At 71.3% G+C, this 22,974-nt stretch carries 21 protein-coding genes; 8 read left to right on the plus strand and 13 right to left on the minus strand.

Translation table 11 applies throughout. The features are described 5' to 3' along the window. Positions 1-183 precede the first annotated feature (183 nt). From ACWCXB_RS21580 to efeO, 4 genes are read right to left on the minus strand one after another with little or no spacing between them, the layout of a single operon-like run. Positions 184-1,164 carry a hypothetical protein gene (locus tag ACWCXB_RS21580; RefSeq protein ID WP_450725163.1) on the minus strand — a complete coding sequence of 327 codons (981 nt, stop codon included), beginning with the start codon at positions 1,162-1,164 and terminating at the stop codon, positions 184-186. Beyond that, complete coding sequence (efeU, locus tag ACWCXB_RS21585; RefSeq protein ID WP_450725067.1) at positions 1,052-2,026, minus strand: iron uptake transporter permease EfeU; 975 nt, start codon at positions 2,024-2,026, stop codon at positions 1,052-1,054. The genes ACWCXB_RS21580 and efeU overlap by 113 nt, the downstream gene beginning before the upstream one ends. A gap of 27 nt (positions 2,027-2,053) precedes the next feature. Continuing rightward, positions 2,054-3,376, minus strand: a complete 1,323-nt coding sequence (gene efeB, locus ACWCXB_RS21590; RefSeq protein WP_450725068.1) for an iron uptake transporter deferrochelatase/peroxidase subunit — start codon at positions 3,374-3,376, stop codon at positions 2,054-2,056. 19 nt (positions 3,377-3,395) lie between these two features. Next, positions 3,396-4,544: an iron uptake system protein EfeO gene (gene efeO, locus ACWCXB_RS21595; RefSeq protein WP_450725069.1), complete on the minus strand. Its 1,149-nt coding sequence runs from the start codon at positions 4,542-4,544 to the stop codon at positions 3,396-3,398. Positions 4,545-4,857: 313 nt separating this feature from the next. On the opposite strand from efeO, the gene ACWCXB_RS21600 reads away from it, so the two are divergent. Continuing rightward, positions 4,858-5,511, plus strand: a complete 654-nt coding sequence (locus ACWCXB_RS21600) for a PhzF family phenazine biosynthesis protein (RefSeq protein ID WP_450725070.1) — start codon at positions 4,858-4,860, stop codon at positions 5,509-5,511. Between the two features lie 24 nt (positions 5,512-5,535). Here the strand turns inward: ACWCXB_RS21600 and ACWCXB_RS21605 are convergent, their stop codons facing one another. Continuing rightward, positions 5,536-6,204: a biliverdin-producing heme oxygenase gene (locus ACWCXB_RS21605; protein WP_450725071.1), complete on the minus strand. Its 669-nt coding sequence runs from the start codon at positions 6,202-6,204 to the stop codon at positions 5,536-5,538. 114 nt (positions 6,205-6,318) lie between these two features. Further along, positions 6,319-7,176: a type I methionyl aminopeptidase gene (gene map, locus ACWCXB_RS21610; protein WP_450725072.1), complete on the minus strand. Its 858-nt coding sequence runs from the start codon at positions 7,174-7,176 to the stop codon at positions 6,319-6,321. Positions 7,177-7,296: 120 nt separating this feature from the next. On the opposite strand from map, the gene ACWCXB_RS21615 reads away from it, so the two are divergent. Then, positions 7,297-7,527, plus strand: coding sequence for a hypothetical protein (locus ACWCXB_RS21615; protein ID WP_450725073.1), 231 nt, complete (start codon positions 7,297-7,299; stop codon positions 7,525-7,527). On the opposite strand, the gene ACWCXB_RS21620 is transcribed toward ACWCXB_RS21615, so the two are convergent. Both ACWCXB_RS21620 and ACWCXB_RS21625 read right to left on the minus strand, forming a co-directional pair. Next, positions 7,528-8,820 carry an MFS transporter gene (locus ACWCXB_RS21620; protein ID WP_450725074.1) on the minus strand — a complete coding sequence of 431 codons (1,293 nt, stop codon included), beginning with the start codon at positions 8,818-8,820 and terminating at the stop codon, positions 7,528-7,530. It lies immediately after the preceding gene. Between the two features lie 716 nt (positions 8,821-9,536). Further along, the gene (locus tag ACWCXB_RS21625; RefSeq protein WP_450725075.1) at positions 9,537-10,142 is read right to left on the minus strand and encodes a hypothetical protein; all 606 of its coding nucleotides are present in this window, start codon (positions 10,140-10,142) and stop codon (positions 9,537-9,539) included. A 169-nt stretch (positions 10,143-10,311) separates the two neighbouring features. Between ACWCXB_RS21625 and npdG the strand changes: the two genes are divergently transcribed. Together npdG and ACWCXB_RS21635 are read left to right on the plus strand one after the other, a co-directional pair. Next, entirely contained in the window at positions 10,312-11,028 is a 717-nt protein-coding gene (npdG, locus tag ACWCXB_RS21630; protein ID WP_450725076.1) for an NADPH-dependent F420 reductase, read from the plus strand. Positions 11,029-11,040: 12 nt separating this feature from the next. After that, positions 11,041-11,286 carry a hypothetical protein gene (locus tag ACWCXB_RS21635; protein WP_450725077.1) on the plus strand — a complete coding sequence of 82 codons (246 nt, stop codon included), beginning with the start codon at positions 11,041-11,043 and terminating at the stop codon, positions 11,284-11,286. Here the strand turns inward: ACWCXB_RS21635 and ACWCXB_RS21640 are convergent. After that, positions 11,276-12,082 (minus strand): site-2 protease family protein, encoded by an 807-nt coding sequence (locus ACWCXB_RS21640; protein ID WP_450725078.1) that lies wholly within the window; start codon positions 12,080-12,082, stop codon positions 11,276-11,278. The genes ACWCXB_RS21635 and ACWCXB_RS21640 overlap by 11 nt on opposite strands. A gap of 182 nt (positions 12,083-12,264) precedes the next feature. Here ACWCXB_RS21640 and ACWCXB_RS21645 point away from each other — a divergent pair, with 182 nt between their 5' ends. Then, complete coding sequence (locus tag ACWCXB_RS21645) at positions 12,265-15,699, plus strand: BTAD domain-containing putative transcriptional regulator (RefSeq protein WP_450725079.1); 3,435 nt, start codon at positions 12,265-12,267, stop codon at positions 15,697-15,699. Here ACWCXB_RS21645 and ACWCXB_RS21650 read toward each other — a convergent pair. The 4 genes from ACWCXB_RS21650 to panB form a co-directional block, all read right to left on the minus strand. Next, complete coding sequence (locus tag ACWCXB_RS21650; protein WP_450725080.1) at positions 15,647-16,480, minus strand: ABC transporter permease; 834 nt, start codon at positions 16,478-16,480, stop codon at positions 15,647-15,649. The genes ACWCXB_RS21645 and ACWCXB_RS21650 overlap by 53 nt on opposite strands. Next, positions 16,477-17,472: an ATP-binding cassette domain-containing protein gene (locus ACWCXB_RS21655; protein ID WP_450725081.1), complete on the minus strand. Its 996-nt coding sequence runs from the start codon at positions 17,470-17,472 to the stop codon at positions 16,477-16,479. Before ACWCXB_RS21655 ends, ACWCXB_RS21650 begins: the two co-directional genes overlap by 4 nt. 193 nt (positions 17,473-17,665) lie before the next feature. Beyond that, positions 17,666-18,034 carry a cupin domain-containing protein gene (locus tag ACWCXB_RS21660; protein ID WP_450725082.1) on the minus strand — a complete coding sequence of 123 codons (369 nt, stop codon included), beginning with the start codon at positions 18,032-18,034 and terminating at the stop codon, positions 17,666-17,668. 244 nt (positions 18,035-18,278) lie between these two features. Continuing rightward, positions 18,279-19,145, minus strand: coding sequence for a 3-methyl-2-oxobutanoate hydroxymethyltransferase (gene panB / locus ACWCXB_RS21665; RefSeq protein WP_450725083.1), 867 nt, complete (start codon positions 19,143-19,145; stop codon positions 18,279-18,281). 182 nt (positions 19,146-19,327) lie between these two features. Here panB and ACWCXB_RS21670 point away from each other — a divergent pair, with 182 nt between their 5' ends. The 3 genes from ACWCXB_RS21670 (at position 19,328) to ACWCXB_RS21680 (ending at position 22,831) form a co-directional block, all read left to right on the plus strand. Beyond that, on the plus strand, positions 19,328-20,959 hold the full coding sequence (locus ACWCXB_RS21670; RefSeq protein WP_450725084.1) for a DHA2 family efflux MFS transporter permease subunit: 1,632 nt from the start codon (positions 19,328-19,330) through the stop codon (positions 20,957-20,959). A gap of 11 nt (positions 20,960-20,970) precedes the next feature. Further along, the gene (locus ACWCXB_RS21675; RefSeq protein WP_450725085.1) at positions 20,971-21,576 is read left to right on the plus strand and encodes a TetR/AcrR family transcriptional regulator C-terminal ligand-binding domain-containing protein; all 606 of its coding nucleotides are present in this window, start codon (positions 20,971-20,973) and stop codon (positions 21,574-21,576) included. Positions 21,577-21,883: 307 nt separating this feature from the next. After that, positions 21,884-22,831: an endonuclease/exonuclease/phosphatase family protein gene (locus ACWCXB_RS21680; RefSeq protein WP_450725164.1), complete on the plus strand. Its 948-nt coding sequence runs from the start codon at positions 21,884-21,886 to the stop codon at positions 22,829-22,831. Positions 22,832-22,974 lie beyond the last annotated feature (143 nt).

The following is a 22,974-nucleotide window of genomic DNA, read 5'->3' on the forward strand; positions in this document are numbered from 1 at the left end:
TCGCGCCGAGGCCCTCGGACCAAGGGCGGCCGAGGGCGGGGGCCCGGGAAGGTGCAGGGCGCCAACGGCCGTTGCACGACAACGCCCCCGCCCGCCAACGGTCCTGTACGACAACGGTCGATGCACGGCAACGGCCCGCCCGCCAACGGCCCCGCCCGCCACACCCGGTGGGCCGACCCGCGCCTACGAGCCCTCCGCCGACGTCACACCCTGCAGCCGCCCCACGATCGTCACAGCAGGATCCGCCCCGCCGCTCGGAGCCAGCTTGACCGCCTGGCTCGACACCCACTCCTTCGTGAGCGTGTTCTTCACCTCGCCGGTCATCAGCGCCTTCACGTCCGGGTTGACCTTCGGCCGGTAGCCCTGCGCCGCCGTCTGCCGGTCGAAGTAGCGCATCGCGAAGAACACCAGCGCCCCGCCGTCCTCCGTGGCCAGCCCCAGCGGCGCGAAGTCCCCGGTGTCCAGCGGCTGGTCGACGTACTGCGTGGAGAGGCCGGGACGTTGCGCGTTCTGCTTGCGCTCCTGCCGCCAGCCCGTCGTGTGCACGCCGGCGGCGAAGTGGTCCGGTTTGCCGCTCTGCAGATACGAGGCGTACTCCTCGCTCAGATCACGCGGGGCGACCGCCGTCGCCGTCGAGTCCGCGGCGACCGGCTCCGCCCAGCCGTCCTTGTCCGTCCGGAACTTCGGCACCTCGTCGGGCGTCAGGATCGCCAGATACGCGGCCTCCCACAGCTGGTCGTTGCCGTTCCTGACGAACGCCACCAGCCACCTCGTGTCCTGGTTGCCGCTGTCGACGTCACGGTTGCTGTCGGTGTCCGCAAGGAAGAACCGCGGCCAGCCCGCCTTCTTCGGCACGTAGAACTTCGCGTCCGCCAGCTCCAGCGGCCGGTGTTGCGGATTGCCGCCCGGCTGCGTGACGCTGCGCGCCTTCAGGCCCGCCTGGTTGATCGCGCCGAGCGCGCCCGTGACCCGGCCCGCGTCGAGGGCCGGGTCGTACGCCTTGTCCGCCTTGTTGTAGGCGTCGGTGAAGTCCTTCAGGGCCTGCGCGGCCTCAGTCCGCGTCGCCGCCGGTACGACTTCCAGCTCGCCGTGAACCGTCACGCACCCGCTCGCCGTCAGCGACAGCACCGTTATCGCCGCGAGCCCCGTCGCCGCCCGACCCAGCCTGCTCATCGGTTGCCTTCTGCGCCTTCTGCTTCTCGTCCCCCACTGACCGTCCGAACCCTACCGGGGCGAGGAACAGGACGAGCGTCGGGACCAGATAGAGCAGCCACACCGTGACCTGCAACACGGTCGGGTCGGGCTGGAAGTTGAAGACGCCCTTCAGCACCGTGCCGTACCAGCTGTCCGGCGGGACGGTCGCGCTGATGTCGAACGCCTTGTCCGCGAGGCCGTCCAGGAACCGGGCTTCCTGCAGGTCGTGGACGCCGTACGCGAACACACCCGCGGCCACGACGACCAGCATCCCGCCGGTCCAGGTGAAGAACTTCGCCAGATTGATCCGCAGCGCGCCCCGGTAGAACAGCCAGCCCAGCACGATCGCCGTCGCGATCCCGAGCAGCACCCCGGTCAACGGGGCGGACGAGCCGCCCGCGCCGGTGGCCGCCCGTACCGACGCCCACACGAACAGCGCCGTCTCCAGGCCCTCCCGGCCCACCGCCAGGAACGCCGTAGCGACCAACGCGCCCGTCCCCATCCGCAGCGCCGCGTCGAGCTTGCCGTGGAGCTCGGCCCTCAGATGTCGCGCGGTGCGCCGCATCCAGAAGACCATCCAGGTGACGAGGCCGACGGCGACGATCGACAGCGAACCGCCGAGCAGCTCCTGCGCCTCGAACGTCAGCTCCTGCGAGCCGAATTCGAGGGCCGCGCCGAACGCGAGCGACACACCGCAGGCGACCCCGATGCCGATCCAGATCGGCTTCAGGGCGTCCCTGCGGTCCGTCTTCACGAGGTACGCGACGAGGATGCAGACGACCAGACTGGCCTCGAGACCCTCGCGCAGGCCGATCAGATAGTTGCCGAACACGTCGGTCCGTCCTTCCTGTCGCGCTCGTTACGAGAACAGCGCACGGCCCCACCAGTCGTCCTTGCCGCGGACGCCCGGCGGTACCGCGTACAGCGCCGAACCCACGTGCTGGATGTACTCGTTGAGGACGTCGCTCGCGGCGAGACTCCGCTGCACCGGAACGAAGCCCTTGGCGACGTCCCGCTGGTACGCGAGGAAGAACAGGCCCGCGTCCAGCCGGCCGAGACCGTCCGTACCGTCCGTGAAGGAGTAGCCGCGGCGCAGGATCCGCGCCCCGCCGTTGGAGTCCGGGTGGGCGAGGCGCACATGCGCGGTCGGCAGCATCGCCGGCAGGAACGGCTCGTCGTGCTCCTTGGCCTTGCCGACCGCGGCGCCCTCGCGCTTGTCCCGGCCGAAGATGTCCTCCTGCTCCTGCAGCGGCGTGCGGTCCCAGGTCTCGATGTTCATCCGGATCCGGCGCGCCACCAGGTACGAGCCGCCCACCATCCAGCCCGGGCCGTCCTTCTCGGACACCCACACATGCTTGTCCAGGGCGGCCTTGTCGGTGCCGGAGATGTTCCGGGTGCCGTCCTTGAAGCCCATCATGTTGCGCGGCGTCTGCTCATCGGGCGTCGTCGACGACGTCTTGCCGAAGCCGAGCTGCGACCAGCGGACGGCGACCTTGCCGAAGCCGATGCGGGCGAGGTTGCGGATGGCGTGCACGGCGACCTGCGGGTCGTCCGCGCAGGCTTGGACGCACAGATCGCCGCCGCTGCGCGCCGGGTCGAGGTTGTCGCCCGGGAACTTCGGCAGGTCGACGAGCGCGGCGGGCCTGCGGTCCTTCAGCCCGAAACGGCCGTCGAAGAGGGAGGGCCCGAAACCGATGGTGAGGGTGAGCCGGGACGGCTTGAGGCCGAGGGCCTCGCCCGTGTCGTCCGGCGGCGCCTCGGCGAGACCGCCGTACGCGCCCTCGCCGACCGTCTGCCCGGTCGTCATCCGCTCGGCGGCGCGCGTCCAGTCCTTCAGCAACTGGATCAGCTCCGCGCGGTCCGTGGTCTTCACGTCGAAGGACGCGAAGTGCAGCCGGTCCTGCACGGGCGTGGCGATACCGGCCTGCTGCGCGCCGTGGAACGGCACCGCCGCGCCGCTCGCGGCGGCGAGGGCGGTCTCGTCCTCCTCGCGCGTCACGGCGGCGATCGCGCCGCCGGCCGCGGCGGCGCCGAGCGCGAGCCCGGCACCTCCCCAGCCGAGCACTGCGCGGCGCGACGGGGCGGCCTTGTCCGCGGTCGCCCCGGTGGATTCCGCGGTGGATTCCCCGGGGGTCGCTCCGGCGGTCTCGTCGGCGGCTGTTCCGGTGGTCTTCTCGGTCATCGTCGTGTCCCCCTGCCTGCTACTTCACGACCGCGGCGGCGAGCTTCGACAGAGGCTCGGCCAGCGCGTTCACGCCGTCGGACAGTTCCTTGCGCTGCGGCTCGGTGACCTTGTCGTACGAGGTGAAGACGTAAGAGGCCTTGTCCGCACGGTACTTGTCGAGCAGCGTGTTCAGCGCCGCGAACTGCTTGTCGAGCTCGGCCACCAGCTGCGGGTCGTTCTTGGAGGCGACCGGCTTCAGCAGCTCGTACGACTTCTGCGCACCCTCGACGTTCGCCTTGAAGTCGACCAGGTCGGTGTGCGAGTAACGCTCCTCCTCGCCCGTGACCTTGCCGGTCGCGACCTCGTCGAGGAGCTCCTTGGCGCCGTTCGCCATCGACGTCGGCGTGATCTCGGCGGTGCCGACCTTCTTCACCCAGTCGGTGAGGTCCTTGTCGAGCGTGTCGGCGAGCGTCTTCGCCTCGGGGCCGAGCTTCTTGTCCTGCCACAGCGCCTTTTCCAGGCGGTGCCAGCCGGTCCACTCCTGGCCCTTCTCCAGGTCGCCGATGCCGTCCTCGCGGAGGTCTACCTTCGGGTCGATGTCGCCGAAGGACTCGGCGACCGGCTCGGTGCGCTCCCAGCCGATACGGGAGTCGGCGTACGCCTTCTTCGCCGCCTCGATGTCCCCGGCGCGGACGGCGTCGGTGAACACCTTCACCTTCGGCAGCGTCTCGTCGGCCTGCTGCTGGACGTACTTGCGGTACTCGGCGACCGCCTTGTCCATCTCCGGGGACCGCTTGGCGGCGGTGCCGCCGGTCGCCTTGACCTGCCGGCGGATGCCGTCGCCCTTCATACCGGGCTTGCAGGCGATCTCGTAGTCACCGGCCTTCACCTCGGCGGTGAGCTTCGTCTTCGTGCCGGGGCCGATGTTCTCGCGCTCGGTGACGATGCGGTCGTCCGGGAAGAGGATGTAGACCTCGGTGACCTTCGAGCCCTTGTTCTCGATGTCCAACTGGACGTGTCCGGCCGGGAACTCCTTCTTCGACACCTCGCAGGAGTCGTCCTTCGCGGTGACGGTGATGGCACCCTCACCGCCCTTGGCGTCGCTTTTCTCGGCGCAGCCCGTGATGGCGGTCAGAGCGGCCGCGGTCGCGGCGGCGGTGACGACGGTGAGACGGACGGGTCGCATAAAGGCTCCACAGAGGACGGGACGGGGTGGGACATGGGTAGGACGGCGGTGAGGCGGACCTAACTTAACCGAGGCTTACCTGAGCGATACCCCCGCGTCCAGTGATTCAGCTCTCACGAACGGGCCTTCGGATACGGCCGGATCACGGGTCGGTCAAGCGCGGGTCAAATATCGCGTTTCGGTACGACGAGGGGCGCCCCGGTGCGCGGGCGCGGCAGCACCTCGACCGGCTGCCGGCGCATCTCAGAGGACGGCGCCGCCCGGTTCGCGGCGCGGGTGCGGCCCCGTCGTTCCGGGATGCTTCAATTCCGGCGTGAGCGAACGACCCCACGGCATCGACGTACTCCGTGTGTTCTGCGGCGGCGACGGCCGCCACGGCAACGCCCTCGGTGTCGTACGCGACGGACGCGCGTACCCCGACCGGCAGTCGAGGCAGGCGCTGGCCCGGGAACTCGGCTTCAGCGAGACCGTGTTCGTCGACGATCCCGAGCGCGGCGCGGTCGACATCTACACCCCCGGGCTGCGGCTGCCGTTCGCCGGTCATCCGCTCGTCGGGGCGGCGTGGCTGCTGGACCTGGAGGTCGTGCATCCGCCCGCGGGTGAGGTGTGGGTACGCCAGGACGGCGAGTTCACCTGGATCACCGCGCGCGCCGAGTGGGCGCCGCCGCGCACCCTGCGCCGGTACGCATCGGCCGCCGAGGTCGAGGCGCTGGAAGTGCCGCCGGAGGGCGAGTGGATCTACGCGTGGGCCTGGGAGGACGAGGCCGCGGGCCGGGTGCGCGCACGGGCCTTCCCGGGGCGCGGCGACGGCGTCGACGAGGACGAGGCGACGGGCGCGGCGGCGCTGCTGCTCACCGGGCAGCTGGGCCGGGCCCTGAACATCACGCAGGGCCGGGGTTCGCAGATCCTCACTGCCCCCGGCCCTGACGGCACGATCGAGATCGGCGGCCGCGTACGCCTCGCGTGAACGGGCCGCGTACGCCCGGCTCGATCAGGCGCTGAGCGGGAATTCCCGGCCGAGCTCCCGGAACACCGCGCCGTTGAAGTCGAAGGCGCGCTTGCACTCGTCGATGATGCGCTGCTTCTCCAGGTCGTCCGCATTCACCCGGTCCAGCAGCTCCCGGTAACTCCGCTTGAACGCCGCGGGATTGGTGATCCCCTCGAAGACGTAGAACCGGACGCCGTCCCCCTTGCGGTCGAAGCCCCAGGTCCGCTCGGCCTTGTCACGGATGATCTGACCGCCGGAGAGATCCCCGAGGTAGCGGGTGTAGTGGTGCGCGACATAGCCCGCGGGCCAGGTGCGGGCGCACTCCTCGACCCGTGCCGCGTACGCCGCGGTCGCGGGGAGCGGGCGCAGCCCGTCCCGCCAGTCCGCGCCGCGCAGATGCGCGAGATCGCGCTCCAGTTCGGCCGTGCGGAACAGCTCAGGCCGTATGAAGGGACCGGCGACGGGATCGTCCTCGAGCGATCCGGCCGCGCCCTCCAGGGCCTCGTACACGAACCACAGCTGCTCGGTGTAGCGCGCGTACGCGTCGACGCCCAGCCGGCCGCCGAGGAGGTCACTCATGAACGTCGAGGTTTCCGCCTGGGTGTGCTGCTCGTGCGACGCGATACGGATCAGGGTCGAGAAGGGCGTGTGCAGCGTGTCCAGTGCGTCCAAGGAGGACCTCCTGGGGCCGATGGAGTCGGGAACCAATAAGATCGTGATACTTAGGCTTACCTAAGTCAACCGGTTCCCGACGACCTGTCGGTAAAACGCTACCCCTCTTCCGGGTCAGGGCAACGTCAGAATCTCGGCGCCGCTCTCCGTCACCACGAGCGTGTGCTCGAACTGCGCGGTCCGCTTCCGGTCCTTCGTCACGACGGTCCAGCCGTCGCCCCACATGTCGTACTCGTGCGTCCCGAGCGTCAGCATCGGCTCGATCGTGAAGGTCATCCCCGGCTGGATGACGGTGGTCGCGTGCGGGCTGTCGTAGTGCGGAATGATCAGTCCCGAGTGGAACGACGAATTGATGCCGTGCCCGGTGAAATCGCGCACGACGCCGTAGCCGAAGCGCTTCGCGTACGACTCGATGACCCGTCCGATGATGTTGATCTGACGGCCGGGCTTGACCGCCTTGATGGCCCGGTTGAGCGACTCCCGCGTCCGCTCGACGAGGAGCTTCGACTCCTCGTCCACGTCGCCGCAGAGGTAGGTGGCGTTGTTGTCGCCGTGCACGCCGTTGATGTACGCGGTGACGTCCAGGTTCACGATGTCGCCGTCGCGCAGCACCGTCGAGTCGGGGATACCGTGACAGATCACCTCGTTGATCGACGAGCACAGCGACTTCGGGAAGCCGCGGTAGCCGAGCGTCGACGGGTACGCGCCGTGGTCGCACATGAACTCGTGCGCGACGCGGTCCAGTTCGTCCGTGGTCACCCCGGGCTCGATGAGCTTGGCGGCCTCCGCCATCGCCTGCGCGGCGATGCGGCCCGCGATGCGCATGCGCTCGATCGTTTCGGCGTCCTGGATCTCCGGCCCGGTGTACGGCGTCGGCGCGGGCTTCCCGACGTACTCGGGGCGCCGGATGTTTCCGGGAACGGAACGGGTGGGAGAGAGCTCCCCTGGTACGAGCAGCGACTGGCCAGACATGCCGCGAGTCTAACCGGGGGCCGCCCACGCCCACCGGGCGTGGGCGGGGTCCCGCCACACGCCCGAGGGGCGTAGGGGGAGGGCGGTGGGGCAGCATGGCGTCAGAGGAAGGAGCCGACGATGGCCCTGTTCAAGAAGCGCACGGTGGGCAAGCCGGGCGAGTGGTACTACTGCCTGCAGCACAAGAAGGTCGAGGAGGGCCCCGAGTGCCCGGCCAAGGACCGCTTCGGCCCGTACGCCTCACGCCAGGACGCCGAGCACGCGATGGAGACGGCGCGCGAGCGGAACCTGGAGTGGGAGAACGACCCGAGGTGGCACGACGCCCCGCGTGACGAGGACACGGCCGACTGATCAGAGAGCTGCTTCTGCCTGCGCCGCCGCCTCCTTCTGGGCGCGGCGGCGCAGGGCGTCGTCGTCGGTGTCTGCGTCGTACGTGAGGAGCTTCGGGAGCACCGAGGCCAGCAGGCCGACCGACGCCACGCAGGCGAGCCCGCCGCTCCAGAAGGCCGCGCGCGTGCCGGTCCATCCGGCCATGGCGCCCGCGCGGACCTGGCCCAGCTGGGGGCCGATGCTGTACGAGAGGACCTCGATCCCGGCGAGGCGGCCGCGCAGGGACTCCGGGATGGTCTGGTTCCAGATCGTGGCGCGGCCGAGCCCGCTGAGCATGTCTCCCGCCCCCGCGAACGCAAGGCACAGCAGCACCAGCCAGACGTTCGTCAGCCGGCCCGCCGCAGCGATCGACAGCCCCCACCCGGCCGCGCCGATCACGACGAACAGCCCGTGCCGCCGCACCCGTGACGTCCAGCCGCTGGTCAGGCTCAGCCCGAGCGAGCCCACCGACCCCGCCGCGTACATCAGCCCCAGCGACCACTGCGCGTCCAGCTCGTCCGCAAGGAAGGGGAAGATCGCGTTGGGGAACGCGAAGAGCATGGCGGCCAGGTCGATCGCGTAGGTACCGAGCAGCACGGGCCGGCTCCACGCGTACCGCGCGCCCTCCACGATGCCGCGCAGTGACGGCTTCTCCGCGTCGTGCGCGGGCGGCGCCGCGGTGAGCCGTGCGCACAGCAGTACGGAGACGACAAAGCCGCCGGCCGTCGCGGCGTACGCCGCCGCGTGGCCCGCGTACGCCACGACCAGGCCTGCGAGCGCGGGCCCGGCGATCGAGCCGAGCTGCCAGCGCAGAGCATTGAGCGCGGCCGCGGCGGTCTGCTGGTCGTGCGGCACGATCCGGGCCAGCAGCGAGTCCAGCGCGGGCCGCTGGAGCCCCGCGAGGCCCGAGACGCCGGCCGCCACCAGGTACAGCGGCCAGAGCATGGGCGCGGGCAGAAGGGCGTTCACGAGCAGAATCAGGGCGAGCACGCCCAGCCCCGCCTCGGTGAGCAGGATGACCTTGCGCCGGTCGACGGCATCCGCCAGCGCGCCGCCGTACAGCCCGAACACCACGAGCGGCACCAGCTCCACGGCCCCCATGGCGCCGACGGCCAACGGCGAGCCGGTCAGCTCCTTGATCTGCAGGGGCAGGGCCACCATTGCCATGAAGCTGCTGAAGTAGGTGACCAGACCTTGGCCCCACAGCAGCCGGAAGTCCCGCGATGACCGCCATGGGGCCGGATCGGGGAGCAGCGCGCGAAGTCGTGATGCCACGAGGGCCCATGTTCCGCGCGGATCGCGGGGGGCGACAACCGAATTACGGCGGGGAGCGCGCGGTGTGCGCCTACGGCGGGCCAACGCTGCGGAGCCGCACATCGACACAGCCCCCACCCCGACCTTCCCCGAACGGGGGCTGCGGCCCCGGACCCGGGTGCCCCCGGACCCCTGCCGGGGCTGCGACCAGGCCCGGCGGGGGTGCGCCCGGACCCGGCGGGGTCGCCCCGCGGGCGTAGGGGACCTCAGCGAGGATGGGTTCTGGGGCTCAGCCCCTGGCCCTTACCCCCTACGCCCTTCGGGCGTGGGGATGGGAGTCCGACCCCGGGTGCTCCTTCGGAGCCCGTCCGGCGTTGGGGACGGACGCCCCGGCTTGCTTGCGGGTGTCGGGTGCGCTTTGAGCCTGTCGGTGTTTGCGGACGGACACGCTGGCCTGCTTGCCGTGCCGTCGAGCCTGTCCGGTGTTTGGGGACGGACGCCCCGGCTTGCTTGCGGGTGTCGGGTGCGCTTTGAGCTTGTCCGGCGTTTGAGGAAGGACACGCTGGCCCACTCATTGGTGCCGGGTGTACTTCAAGCCCGTCCGGCGATTGAGGACGGACACGCGGGCCGACCGGGCGGTGCCGGTCATACCCGGGGGGCTGGGGGCGAAGCCCACAGTTCGGGAAGGGGCGGGGCGGGGAGAAGGCCCGCCGCAGGCGCCTCCGCACCCACACCCTCTACCAGCGCGGGGGCGGCGGGGCCGTCAGCTGGTCCGCCAGGCGGGAGAGGCGGTCGCGGAATCCGCGCCGCCCCCGAGGCGCGGGCGGCAGGCTGTTCTCACCGGCGGCCGCGCTCACCAGGTGCTGCACCGTGTCGAGGTCCACCTCCGCCGTACCGCCCACCGTGAGCCCCTCGTGCGCGAGACCCCGCACCTCCGGGTCCCCGCCGTCCAGCGTCAGCACCGTCGCCCCGGAGCGCCGTGCGTCGTGCACCCGCTCCAGCAGCCCCGCGTCCGGCCGCCGCGGCGCCACCACCAGCAGCGTCTCCCCGCGTCCGGCCCCTTCGATCCGGCCGAGCCCGACCGCCAGGTGCGCCGGGTCCCCGGACCGCACCCGGTGCCGTACCAGCGTCGGCGCCAGCTCCGGCCGGCCGGACCACGCGGCCTCGTCCACGAGATGCGCGGCGAGATGCCACGGCTCGTACTCGGCCGTCCCCACCAGCAACAGCCCACCGCCCTGCGGGACGACGGAAGACCGCAGCGCCCCGGCGAACCGGCGGGCTGCCGCGGGCCATGCGGTCCCGGCGAGGACTTCTCGCAGCAGTGCGACGCGTACGGCATCCATGCCCCCGCATCCTTCCCGAACGACGGCCTCCGGACGGGCCGTTGGCGGCAGCTCACCCGTACGGGAATCCCGGGTCCGACAGCCGGCGCACTCGGCTGGGGCGCGTGGTTGGATTCCGTCGAACGGCGGTCCGCTCACCCCCACCCGACCAGCCAGTAATGTCGAGGTCATGACTTCACAGGACAACGCCGCCGCCCCGAAGCCCCCCGCTCCCGCCAAGGACCCCTGGGACCTCCCCGACGTCTCCGGACTCGTCGTCGGCGTCCTCGGCGGCACCGGTGACCAGGGCCGGGGCCTCGCGTACCGCCTCGCGCGCGCCGGACAGAAGGTGATCATCGGCTCCCGGGCGGCCGAGCGGGCCGAGACCGCCGCCGCCGAGCTGGGCCTGGGCATCGAGGGGGCCGAGAACGCCGAGTGCGCGCGGCGCAGCGATGTCGTGATCGTCGCCGTGCCGTGGGAGGGGCACGCCAAGACCCTGGAGGCGCTGCGCGATGAGCTCGCCGGGAAGCTGGTCGTCGACTGCGTGAACCCGCTCGGCTTCGACAAGAAGGGCGCCTACGCGCTGAAGCCGGAGGAGGGCAGCGCCGCCGAGCAGGCCGCCGCCCTGCTGCCCGAGGCGCGCGTGACCGCCGCCTTCCACCACCTCTCGGCGGTGCTGCTGCAGGACGAGTCGATCGAGGAGATCGACACCGATGTGATGGTCCTGGGCGAGTCCCGCGCCGACACGGACCTCGTCCAGGCGCTGGCGGGCCGTATCCCCGGCATGCGGGGCGTCTTCGCCGGCCGGTTGAGGAACGCGCACCAGGTCGAGTCGCTGGTCGCCAACCTGATCTCGGTGAACCGCCGCTACAAGGCACACGCGGGTCTGCGCGTGACCGACGTCTGAGGGCCCGGCGGCATGGGGGACACTGGACGGGCACCGACAGCCCCCGGACAGGAGCCGACCCCCATGCCCCGCCTCGCCCTCTACGCCGTCGTCATCTGCGTCCTCGCCGTCGCCGCGGCGGTCGTGTCCTTCGTGCAGGGCAGCTGGCTGGGGATCGTATGGGTGCTCATGGCCGGTGTCTCCTCGAACATGGCGGTGTACTACATCCGCCGGGCGAAGGCCGAGAAGGCGCTGCAGGCGGCGAAGGCTAGCGGCTGATCGCCTCCGTACAGACCGGGTACTGCTCGGTCCAGAAGCGGTAGAGGTCCTGGCCGCATGCGACCTCCGCCCGTGACACGCCCAGGCCGTCCATGACCGCGAAGATCGCGTCGAAGAACGCGTGGTTGACCGCGGGGATGAAGAGGACGCCGAAGACGGCGAGCAGCCCGAACGGCGCGAACGGCTCGACCTGACGCCGGATGCCGTGCGAAAGCCACGGCTCGATCACCCCGTACCCGTCCAGGCCCGGAACCGGCAGGAGGTTCAGGATCGCCGCCGTCACCTGCAGCAGCGCCAGGAAACCAAGGGCGAAGCGGAAGGCGATCGGTACGCCGTCCAGGGCGCCCAGCCAGAACGGCGCGGTGCACACGGCCGCGAACAGGACGTTCGTCAGCGGGCCCGCCGCCGAGATCAGACTGTGCTTCCAGCGGCCCCGGATGCGGTGGCGCTCGATGAAGACCGCGCCGCCGGGCAGGCCGATGCCGCCCATGATCACGAAAATGACGGGGAGCACGATGCTCAGCAGTGCGTGCGTGTACGTGAGCGGGTTGAGCGTCAGATAGCCCTTGGCGCCGACGGTGAGGTCGCCGCTGTGGAGCGCGGTACGGGCGTGTGCGTACTCGTGCAGACAGAGCGAGACGATCCATGCGGACGTGACGAAGAGGAACACCGCCACGCCCGGCTCGGAGGCGAAGTCCGTCCAGACCGCCCAGGCGGTGACCGCCATGATCGCGGCGATGCCGAGGAAGACGGGGGAGATGCGGCGATCGCTGCGGCGGGTCGCGGCCGTGGTCATGGGCGGGGCTCCTGGGTCCTGGATCCTGGGTACGCGGCGTCGGGCTTCTGGCGCCGGGCGCCGGGCGCCGGGCGTCGTCGGGCATCGGGCATCGGGCTTGGGCAGGGTAGACCGTCGTGGTGACAACCGGGCAACGTGCTGTGAGGCCGTGAGCGTTCCTGGCGATCGACGACAATGGGCCGGTGCATTACCGCGTACTCGGCACCACCCAGGCAGTCCATGACGACGGCACCCCCGCCGTGCTCGGCGGGGCTCGGCTGCGTGCGCTGGTGGCCGTGCTGGCGCTGCGCGCCGGGCGAACGGTCCCGGTCGGCGTGCTCGTCGACGAGGTGTGGGACGGGGATCCGCCCGCCGACCCGGTGGGGGCGGTGCAGGCGCTCGTCGGGCGGGCGCGGCGGGCTCTCGGGCACGACGCGGTCGTGTCGGCGGACGGTGGTTACCGGCTGGGCGCCGGGTCCGACGACGTGGACCTGCACCGTTTCGAGCGGCTCGCGGGAGAGGGAGCGCGGGCGCTTGCGCAGGGTGACCCGGGCGGGGCGGCGGAGCTGCTCGACGAGGCGTTGGCGCTGTGGCGGGGCCCGGTGCTGGCCGATCTGCCGGACCGTACCGCCGATGCGGCCCGCTGGGAGGCCCGCCGCCTGGACGCCCGCCGCTCACGACTCGCCGCAGCCCTCGCCCTGGGCCGCGCGGAGGAGACGCTGCCGCAGCTCGCCGCGCTCTGCGGCGACCATCCGCTCGACGAACCGCTGCAGGCGCTGCGTATCCGCGCCCTGCGTGCCGCGGGCCGTACGGCCGAGGCCCTCGCGGCGTACGAGTCCGTACGCCGCGAGCTGGCGGCCCGGCTGGGTACGGACCCGGGCCCGGAACTGCGCACCCTGCACGCGGAGCTGCTGAATCCAGGGACCGGCAGCGGGGCGGGTCCGGGGGCAGGGCCCGGGCTGCAGCCGGTGGGGGAGGCACCCGCCCTGGTGGGGAACCTGCGGGCACGGCTGACCAGCTTCGTCGGACGCGAGGCGGACATCGAGGCCATCCGCGGGGACCTCGCACGGGCGCGGCTGGTCACGCTGCTCGGGCCCGGCGGGGCAGGCAAGACGCGGCTGTCACAGGAGGCCGCCGAGCGCGTGGCCGGGGCGTACGCGGACGGCGTCTGGCTCGTGGAGCTCGCGCCCGTCGGCGACCCGGAGAACGTGCCCGAGGCCGTGCTCACGGCGCTCGGGGCGCGCGAGACCGTGCTGCGCGGAGCGGGCGCCGAGGAGTTGCGGGCCGCGTCCGACCTGCACGGCGACGACCCGCTGGTACGCCTCGGCGAACACTGCGCGCGCCGCCGCATGCTGATCGTCCTCGACAACTGCGAGCACGTCGTGGCCGCGGCCGCCGCGCTGTGCGAGCAGATCCTGGAGCACTGCCCGGGGATCACGGTCCTCGCGACCAGCCGCGAACCGCTCGGCGTCCCCGGCGAGTCGGTGCGTCCCGTCGACCCCCTGCCCGACCCGATGGCGCTGCGGCTGCTCGCCGACCGGGGTGCGGCCGCGAATCCGGCGTTCCGGGTCGAGGACGATCCGGAGGCGGCCGCCGAGATCTGCCGCCGCCTGGACGGACTGCCGCTCGCCGTCGAGCTCGCCGCCGCCCGGCTGCGGATGCTCACCCCGCGCCAGATCGCCGACCGCCTCGACGACCGTTTCCGGCTGCTGACCAGCGGGAGCCGTACGGTACTGCCCCGCCAGCAGACCCTGCGCGCCGTCGTCGACTGGTCCTGGGACCTCCTCGACGACGCCGAACGGTCGGTCCTGCGCCGCCTCTCGGTCTTCGCCCGCGGCTGCGACCTGGCGGCGGCGGAGTGGGTCTGCGCCTCCCCGCCGGCCCTCGGCGCCTCCGCAGCGCTCGGTGCCTCCGCACCGCTCAATGCCTCCGCACCCGTCGGCGCCCAGGACGTCGTCTCCGTGCTCGGGGCGCTCGTCGACAAGTCGCTGGTGGTCGCGGCGCCTTCGGCGGACGGGGCGATGCGGTACCGACTGCTGGAGACGGTCTCCGAATACGCATCGGAACGGCTGGACGAGGCCGGCGACCGGTCGGAGGCCGAGCGTGCCCATCTCACGTACTACCGCGAACTCGCCCGCCGCACGGACCCGTTGCTGCGCGGCCCGGAGCAGATCAGTGCCGTCGCGCGGCTGGAGCTGCAGTACGACAACCTTCGCACCGCGCTGCGCCGGGCCGTCGCCGCCCGGGACGAGCAGGAGGCACTCTGCCTGGTCCTCTCCCTCGCCTGGTACTGGCAGATGCGGGATCTGCGGGCCGACGCCCGGCACTGGGCGCAGGCCGCCGCGGCCCTCGGTCCCGACCCGTTCGCGCCGCCCCTCGTGCCGGCGCCGCCGCTTGACGCGCCCGTCACGGACACCTCCCCGCCGCTGGCGCCCGAGCTGCTCCAGGAGGCGCGGCGGGGCGTGCGGCTGATCGCGATGGTCAGCATGGAGCACGGCCTGGACGACTGGACGACGCCCGAGCGCCTGGAATGGCTGCGCGGGGTCACCGAGGTCTACCGGCCCGGGCTCCCCCAGATCTGCCGTTTCCCCGGCACGCTCTGGATCTTCGCGATCATGCTGACCGGGGACGGCGAGCAGCTGCTTCAGGTGCTCGACGCGACCGTGCGCGGCTGCGAGGAGTCCGGCGACGAGTGGTCGCTCGCCGCCGCGCTGCAGATGCGCGCCAACCTCCTCGCCAACCGCGGCGCATGGGCGGGCGACGCGAGCCGTGACGCGGACCGCAGCCTGGAGATCTTCGACCGGCTCGGCGACCTGTGGGGCGCCGCCGAGGCGCTGTCGGCGCGGGGCGAGGCCCGCGAGAAGCGCGGCGAGTTCCGGCTCGCCGCCGAGGACTTCGCCGCCGCGATCGACCGTGCCGAGCGGCTCGGCGCCCAGAGCCAGGTGCCGCTGCTGCGGTCCAGGCTGGCCGGGGTCGTCGGCGAACTCGGCCGTGACGAGGAGGCCGAGGCGATCCTCCGGGACGTGCTCGCCGGCGTCGGCGAGGGCACCGCCCGTGAGGTCGTGCCCGCGGCCCGTCTCTGCCTGTGCCTGCAGCTCGGCCGCACCGGCCGCACCACGGAGGCGCGGGAGCAACTCGACCTGCTGGCCGAGGAGTTCCGCCCGTCCACCCTCGCGATCTTCGAGGGTTTCCGGCGGGGCTGTGTCGCCTGGCTGGACTGCCTGGACGGCCGCTACGGCGATGCCCTGGACCACGCCCACCAGGCGCTGGAGAGCTCGCTGACCCCGCTGTCGCTGATGGTCGCGCCGCATATGCCCGCCGTCCATCTCGTGACCGCCGCCGAGGCGCTTGCCGGTCTCGGCCGGGAGCCGGCAGATGACGCGGCCCGGCTGCTCGGTGCGTACGAGCAGGTGCTCCCGGCCGGACATGTCCTGGCGATGTCGGTGGAGCGCGAGAGCCGCGCCCGCGCCGAGCGGGTCGTCCGCGCGGCCCTCGGCGACGCCGAGTTCGCCGCGCGGTACGCCGAGGGCGGCGGCCTCTCCCTGGAGCAGGCCGCCGCCCTCGTACGCGACCATCTCGACCGGCTCAGGACTTCGTACGGAACTTCCGTATCGCGACCGGAGCCATCACCGCGGTGATCACCGCCGACCAGATCAGCGTCACCCACACATCGTTGGCGACCGGGCCGCCGTTCATCAGTCCGCGGGCCGCGTCGGCCAGCGACGACAGCGGGTTGTAGTCCGTGAAGGCTTGCAGCCAGCCCGGCATCGAGTTCGTCGGCGCGAAGATCGAGGAACCGAACTGCAGCGGCATCAGCACGAGGAAGCCCATTCCCTGAATCGCCTGGGCGTTCTTCATGGTCACGCCCATGGTGAGGAAGATCCACATGATCGAGGAGCCGAAGACCAGCGACAGACCGACGGCCGCGAGCAGCCCGGGGACATCCGCCACGGACAGGCCGAGCAGGAAGCCGACCGTCAGAAGGATCGCCGTGGCGACGAGCATCCGGCCGATCTCGACGACGATCTTGGCGATCAGGACGGAGGACCGGGCGATGGGCAGGGACCGGAACCGGTCCATGACGCCCGTCTGGAAGTCCTGGTTGAAGCCGGTGCCGACACCCATCGCGATGTTCATACCCATCATCGCCATCAGGCCGGGCACCACATAGTTGACGTACTCCTGCTGGTTGCCCTTGCCGGCGATCGCGCCGCCGAACACGAACACGAACAGCAGCGTGAAGACGATCGGCATCAGCACGGCGTCGAACATCGACTCCGGGTCCTGCCGGATCCACAGCAGATTGCGGCGGACGAGCGCGCCGATGTGCCGCAGATTGCCGCGCAGGCCGATCCGGCCCTCGTCGGCGAGCGTGTGGGGACGGGGAGTGGGGGTGGGGCTGACGGTGGTGGCGCTCACGCCGCGACCTCCTGGGGAATCGTGTCGTTGACGGACGCCGACTTCTGGCCGGTGATGGCCAGGAACACCTCGTCCAGGCTGGGCAGATCGGTGCCGATGTCGGCGATGGCGAAGCCGCGGGTCCCCAGCAGGCCGACCACGGCGGTCAACTGCTCGTCGCTGAGGATCGGTACGTACAGCACGCCCTCGTCGGGCACGGCCTGCGCGCCCGAGACCCCATCGAGGCCCGCCTCGCGGACCGCTGCGGCCATCGAGGGGAGCTGCGCCGGGTCGGCGGGCCGGATCCGCAGTGTCCGGCCGCCGACCTTCGCCTTCAGCTCGTCGATCCGGCCCTCGGCGATGACCCGGCCGCGGTCGATGACCGTCAGCGCGCTCGCCAGTTGCTCGGCCTCTTCCATGTACTGCGTGGTGAGGAGGACGGTGACGCCCTCGGCGACCATCCGCTGGACCTCGTCCCACACCTCGTTGCGCGTGCGGGGGTCGAGGCCGGTCGTCGGCTCGTCCAGATAGAGCACAGCGGGCTGCCCGATCATCGAGGCGGCCAGGTCGAGGCGGCGCCGCATACCGCCCGAGTACGTCGAGGCCGGGCGCTTGCCCGCCTCCGTGAGCGAGAACCGCTCCAGCAGTTCGTCGGCCCGGCGGCGGGCGTCCTTGCGGGAGAGATCGAGCAGCCGCCCGATCATGTACAGGTTCTCCCAGCCGGACAGCTTCTCGTCCACCGAGGCGTACTGCCCGGTGAGGCCGATCGTCCGGCGCAGCTGGCGGGGCTGCTTGACCACGTCGAACCCGGCGACGGTGGCGCGTCCGGCGTCCGGGGCGATGAGGGTGGACAGGCAGCGCACGAGCGTGGTCTTGCCCGCCCCGTTGGGGCCGAGGACGCCGAGGACCGTGCCCTCGCGGACGTCGAGGTCCACGCCGTCCAAGGCCTTCGTCTCGCCGTAGTGCTTCACGAGGCCTCGTACCTCGACGGCGTTCTTGTCGTTTCGCGTCATGCCGTACAAGGTGCCAGCCACCACCGACAAACCACCGACAAGCCGCCGACAGCCTGTGGACAACCGCACCGACACGACGTGACGCGGGGCGTGAGAGGGTCCTGCGAAGGGCCTGAGGAGGGGCCTGAAGAAGTGGCCTGAAGACCTGAGGAGGGGCCTGAAGAAGTGGCCTGAAGAGGGGCTGACGAGAGGCCTACGCAGCCGGCTTGGCGTAGTCCCCGAAGCCCGCCCAGTCGACGACGACGCAGGGCTCGTCACCGACGACCCAGGCGTCGTGCCCGGGCGCGATGCCGATGTAGTCGCCGGGCCCCGCCTCCGCGGACTCGCCGTCGTCCATGACGATCTTCATCCGCCCGCTGATGACGTATCCGGCGTGCGCGGCCTGGCAGCTCTCGGTGCCGGCGATGGGCTTGACGTGCTTGGACCACTGCCAGCCCGGCTCGAAGACGCCCCGGCCGACGGGGCCGCGGTCCGTGGTGAGCACCTCGACCCTTCCCTTGCCGTCCTCGAAGGGACGGGTTTCGTCGGCGGAGTCGAAGTTCTTGGAGAAGATTCCGGCCATGATCATCCACCTTCCGGGTGGAGAGAGGCGGATCCCGAGTCCGGTTTCAGGCTACGCCCGGGTGCCGGAGACCTCTTGGGACGCCGACAGCCCGCCGACGGGGGAAGATCGGCGGGCTGTCGTTGGTGCCAGGAGTGGCTCGGGCGGTGTTGCCTGGTGCCTTACGGCTTGTGGCGCCTTCGGGCTTGTGGTGCCTTCCGGCTCCGACGGTGAGCCCGTGGTGCGTCGGTGAGCTCGTGGTGCGTCAGTGGAAGGTGTGCTCCTCGGCCGGGAACGCCCCGCCGACGACATCGTCCGCGAAAGCCTTCGCCGCGTCGCCGAGCGTCTGCCGGAGATTCGCGTACTGCTTGGTGAAGCGCGGCACCTTCCCGCCCGTCAGCCCGGCCATGTCGGTCCAGACGAGGACCTGTGCGTCCGTGTCGGGGCCGGCGCCGATGCCGATGGTCGGGATGTGCAGCGAGCGGGTGACCTCGGCGGCCAGTCCGGCCGGTACGAGCTCCAGCACGACGGCGAACGCGCCCGCGTCCTGCGCCGCCTTGGCGTCGCGGATCAGCCGGTGCGCGGCCTCGTCGCTGCGGCCCTGGACCCGGTATCCCATCGTGTTGACGGACTGCGGGGTCAGGCCCAGGTGGGACATGACGGGGATGCCGGCCTGGACCAGCATCTCGGTCTGGGGCAGGGAGCGCTCCCCACCCTCCAGCTTGACGGCACCGACACCGGCCTCCTTGACCAGCCGGGTCGCCGAGCGCAGGGCCTGGACCGGGCCCTCCTGGTACGAGCCGAAGGGCAGGTCGCCGACGACGAGGGCCCGCTTCGTGCCCCGTACGACGGCGGCGGACAGCAGGGTCATCTCGTCCATCGTGACGGGCACGGTGGTGTCGTAACCGAGATGGCAGTTGCCCATCGAGTCGCCGACGAGCATGACCGGGATGCCGGCCTCGTCGAACACGGACGCCGTCATGGCGTCGTACGCGGTGAGCATGGGCCACTTCTCGCCCCGCTCCTTGGCGGCGGCGATGTCGTGGACGGTGATGCGGCGAGTGCCCTTGCCGCCGTACAGCGCCTTGCTGCTGCTGTCGGCGGGCCCCGTCTGGGCAGCCTGAAGCGTCATGGTGAACGGCTCCTTCGTCATCTCGAGGCGCCCTTACGGCGTCCCCGGACCGGATCCATGGTGGCATCCTCGCGCCCGTCGCGTGAAGTGGTGCCGTTCACACCCCTGCAATGTTTGGGCCATCCCGGTCATATTTCTATACGAAACGGTCCCGTATCGAAATTCCGGGAAGTACTGGGACCATGTCCATCCCACCGGGCGCTCCAGCCGCCCCGCCCCGTGTACCGGAAGCCGTGCACCGACGCCGCTGGGCCATCCTCGGCGTCCTGATGTTCACCGTCCTCATCATGGTGCTGGACCACTCGGTCCTGAACGTCGCGGTGAAGACCATCGCCACGCCCGCGCCCGTGGGTCTCGGTGCCACCCAGGCCGAGCTGGAATGGGCCATCAACTCCTACACGCTCGTCTTCGCTTCGCTGCTCTTCACGGCGGGGCTGGTCGGTGACCGTACGGGCCGCAAGAAGGCGCTGCTCTGCGGCATGGTGGTGTTCGGCATCGGCTCGGCGCTCGCCGCGTTCTCCGGGTCGTCGGCGGAACTCATCGCGTACCGCGCGGTGATGGGCGTCGGCGCGGCGTTCGTCATGCCGGCCACGCTCGCTGTCCTGATGAATGTGTTCGAACGGGACGAGCAGCCGAAGGCCATCGGCATCTGGGCGGGTGCCGTGGGCATCGCCATCGCGCTGGGCCCGCTCACCGGCGGACTGCTGCTGGAGCACTTCTGGTGGGGGTCGATCTTCCTGGTCAACGTCCCCGTGGTGATCGTCGGCTTCGCCGCGATGCTGCTGCTGATCCCCGACTCCCGGGACCCGGGCCCCGGGAGGATCGACCCGGTCGGCGTGCTGCTGTCCATCGTCGGGCTCGTCCTGCTGGTGTTCGGGATCATCCGCGGCGGCGAACTCGCCTCCCTCACCGACCGGGCCGTGCTGCTGCCCCTGCTCGGCGGACTGGCCGTGCTGACGGCCTTCGTGCTGTACGAGCTGCGCATCGACCATCCGGCCCTCGACTTCTCGTACTTCAGGAACCCCGCGTTCTCCGCCGCGATCACCGCGACTGCGCTCGCCTTCCTCTCGATGATGGGCGTGGCCTTCTTCTCCGTCTTCTATCTGCAGACCGTGCGCGGCCACAGCCCGCTGGAGGCAGGACTGCTGGTCCTGCCGCTCGCGGTGGCCCAGTCGGCGTTCGCACCACGTGCCCGGCTGGCCGTCGGCCGGTTCGGAGCCAAGGCGACCTGCACGGCCGGAATGCTGATGATCGCCACGGGGCTCGCCTCGTTCGCCTTCTTCGACACCTCGACACCGCTGTGGGCGATCGAGATCGCCTTCTTCGTCCAGGGCGCCGGCATGGGACATGTGATGTCACCGGTCACGACCACGGTGATGCAGGCGCTGCCACGGGAGAAGGCGGGCGTGGCCTCCGCGATCAACAACACGTTCCGGCAGATCGGCGGTGCGCTGGGAGTGGCGGTGCTCGGCTCGATCCTGTCCGCGACGTACCGGACCGGCATCGAGCCGACCCTCGACGCGACGGCGGCCGTGCCGGCCGAGGCCAAGGGCGCGGCGGGGGAGTCTCTCGAGGCCACGCTGAGTGTCGTGGAGAAGCTCGGGCCGTCCGGAGATGTCCTGATCGGGCCCGCGTACCACGCCTTCATCGTCGCCATGCACCTCGCGTCGCTGGCGGCGGCGACAGTGACAGTCGTGGGGGCCCTGGTCGTGGCCCGGTACCTTCCGGGGCGCGTCCGTCCGGAGTTGGAGGTGCCGCCGCATGCGCCGGGGGAGGCGGCGGAACGGTCGGAGGCGGGGGCGGGCCGGGGGTGAGGGCTGCAACCGTGGGTGGAGCGGCACGGCGTGGCCGCCCCCGCAGCGAGGCGGCCGAACGGGCGATCCGCGCCGCCGTGGTGACCCTCCTCGAGGAGGGCGTACCGCTCGGCGAGATCTCCATCGAGCGCATCGCCCGCACGGCGGGGGTCGGCAAGGCCACCATCTACCGGCGCTGGAGCGACAAGGAGGAGCTCTTCGTCGAGGTCCTCCGCGACATCGAGCCCCCGGACCCCGAACTGCCCGGCACATCCGCCCGCGACGACCTCGTCGTGATGCTGGAGTCCGTGCGCGTGCGCGGTCTCGCGCAGCGCTCCTCCGCGCTTCTGCACAACGTCGTGGCACAGATGAAGAGCCACCCCAAGCTGTGGGCGGCGTACGTTGCGACCGTGATCGATCCCCGGCGCGTGACCGTGCTGGAGATTCTGCGGCGCGGGATCGCGCACGGGGAGATCCGCGGCGACGTCGACATCGACCTGATCAACGACCTCGTCGTCGGCCCCATGCTCGTACGCGCCGTGATGCGGCCCGACGCCCCGCTCGCCGACGATCTGGCGGAGCGCATCGTCTCGGTGACGCTGGAGGGGCTGCGTCCGCCGCCACCGGCGGTCTCCTGACGTGCGGCCCGTGACGTCCCCCGTGACGTCCCCCGTGACGTGCAATATGCGCGTTCTGTCACAGGCGGCGTGCTGCCGTCCTTGATCGGAACCCGCCGCGCCGCCAGGTCGTCCTCGTGACCGTACGGCCGCAAGCCGTCGGTCATCCCCTAGGGTCGGGGCGGGCACCGACGTGCGGGCCGAGCGGTACGTCAGCAAGGCAGCAAGTCAGCAAGGCAGTGAGGACAACGGGATGCGCCAGGCATACATGACGGAGACGGGGAACGACGGCGGGGAGGACCCCCGTCCCGGATCCCGGGTCCGGGCGATGCTCGACCGCTGGCGCGGCGACACGGGGATCTGGCGGCGCGGCATCCTGCTGGCGATCTGCGCCGTGCTCCTCGCACTGCTGATGATCTTCCATGCGCAGATCCCGAACAGGGTGGGCAACCTGGGCAGCCTGACGGAGACGTTTCTCCCCTGGCTGGGCGTCTTCGTTCCGGTGCTGCTGGTGTGCGCGCTGATGCGGCGGTCCGCGACGGCGCTGATCGCGGTGCTGGTGCCGACGGTGGTGTGGCTGAATCTCTTCGGCGGACTGCTGACGGACAAGTCGGGCAGCGGGGGAGACCTCACGGTCGCCACGCACAATGTGAACGCCGACAACACCGACCCGGAGGGCACCGCGCGCCAGGTGGCGGAGTCCGGGGCGGACGTCGTCGCGCTGGAGGAGCTCAAGGCGGACGCGGTCCCGGCGTACGAGAAGGCGCTCGCGTCGGTCTACCGCTACCACTCCGTGCAGGGCACGGTCGGGCTGTGGAGCAAGTACCCGATGAGCGACACCCGGGACGTCGACATCCGGCTCGGCTGGATCCGTGCGATGCGTTCGACGGTGACGACGCCGACGGGCGAGGTGGCGGTGTACGTGGCCCACCTGCCCTCGGTGCGGGTGAAGCTGAACGCGGGGTTCACCGCGAACCAGCGGGACGACAGCGCGGACGCGCTGGGGGAGGCGATCGCGCATGATGCGGTGCGCAGGGTGATCCTGCTCGGCGACCTCAACGGCACGATGAACGACCGCTCCCTGAACGCTGTGACCTCCCAGATGCGCTCGACGCAGGGTGCGGCGGGGGACGGCTTCGGCTTCAGCTGGCCGGCGTCGTTCCCGATGGCGCGGATCGACCAGATCATGGTCAAGGGCGTCGAGCCGGTCTCCTCCTGGACCCTTCCGCGTACGGCCAGCGACCATCTCCCGATCGCGGCGCGCGTCAGGCTCTGACCTTTCCCCACCCCGCCGATCGACGCAGTGGGAAGGGCAGCGGGAAGAGCAGTGGGAAGGTCAGCAGGGAGGGGCGGGTGGGAAAATCCCTTCGCAACCACCCGTTCACGTGCAGGAACAATCCATCTGAGAGTCTTTGTTCC

The sequence above is a fragment of the Streptomyces sp. NPDC001514 genome (assembly GCF_053597075.1).

Bases quoted from the DNA above. Each gene is read 5' to 3' on its own strand.
- efeB (WP_450725068.1), bottom strand. From the start codon at position 3,376: ATGACCGAGAAGACCACCGGAACAGCCGCCGACGAGACCGCCGGAGCG.
- efeO (WP_450725069.1), bottom strand. From the start codon at position 4,544: ATGCGACCCGTCCGTCTCACCGTCGTCACCGCCGCCGCGACCGCGGCC.
- map (WP_450725072.1), bottom strand. From the start codon at position 7,176: ATGTCTGGCCAGTCGCTGCTCGTACCAGGGGAGCTCTCTCCCACCCGT.
- ACWCXB_RS21615 (WP_450725073.1), top strand. From the start codon at position 7,297: ATGGCCCTGTTCAAGAAGCGCACGGTGGGCAAGCCGGGCGAGTGGTAC.
- ACWCXB_RS21625 (WP_450725075.1), bottom strand. From the start codon at position 10,142: ATGGATGCCGTACGCGTCGCACTGCTGCGAGAAGTCCTCGCCGGGACC.
- npdG (WP_450725076.1), top strand. From the start codon at position 10,312: ATGACTTCACAGGACAACGCCGCCGCCCCGAAGCCCCCCGCTCCCGCC.
- ACWCXB_RS21635 (WP_450725077.1), top strand. From the start codon at position 11,041: ATGGGGGACACTGGACGGGCACCGACAGCCCCCGGACAGGAGCCGACC.
- ACWCXB_RS21640 (WP_450725078.1), bottom strand. From the start codon at position 12,082: ATGACCACGGCCGCGACCCGCCGCAGCGATCGCCGCATCTCCCCCGTC.
- ACWCXB_RS21655 (WP_450725081.1), bottom strand. From the start codon at position 17,472: ATGACGCGAAACGACAAGAACGCCGTCGAGGTACGAGGCCTCGTGAAG.
- ACWCXB_RS21660 (WP_450725082.1), bottom strand. From the start codon at position 18,034: ATGGCCGGAATCTTCTCCAAGAACTTCGACTCCGCCGACGAAACCCGT.
- panB (WP_450725083.1), bottom strand. From the start codon at position 19,145: ATGACGCTTCAGGCTGCCCAGACGGGGCCCGCCGACAGCAGCAGCAAG.
- ACWCXB_RS21670 (WP_450725084.1), top strand. From the start codon at position 19,328: ATGTCCATCCCACCGGGCGCTCCAGCCGCCCCGCCCCGTGTACCGGAA.
- ACWCXB_RS21680 (WP_450725164.1), top strand. From the start codon at position 21,884: ATGCTCGACCGCTGGCGCGGCGACACGGGGATCTGGCGGCGCGGCATC.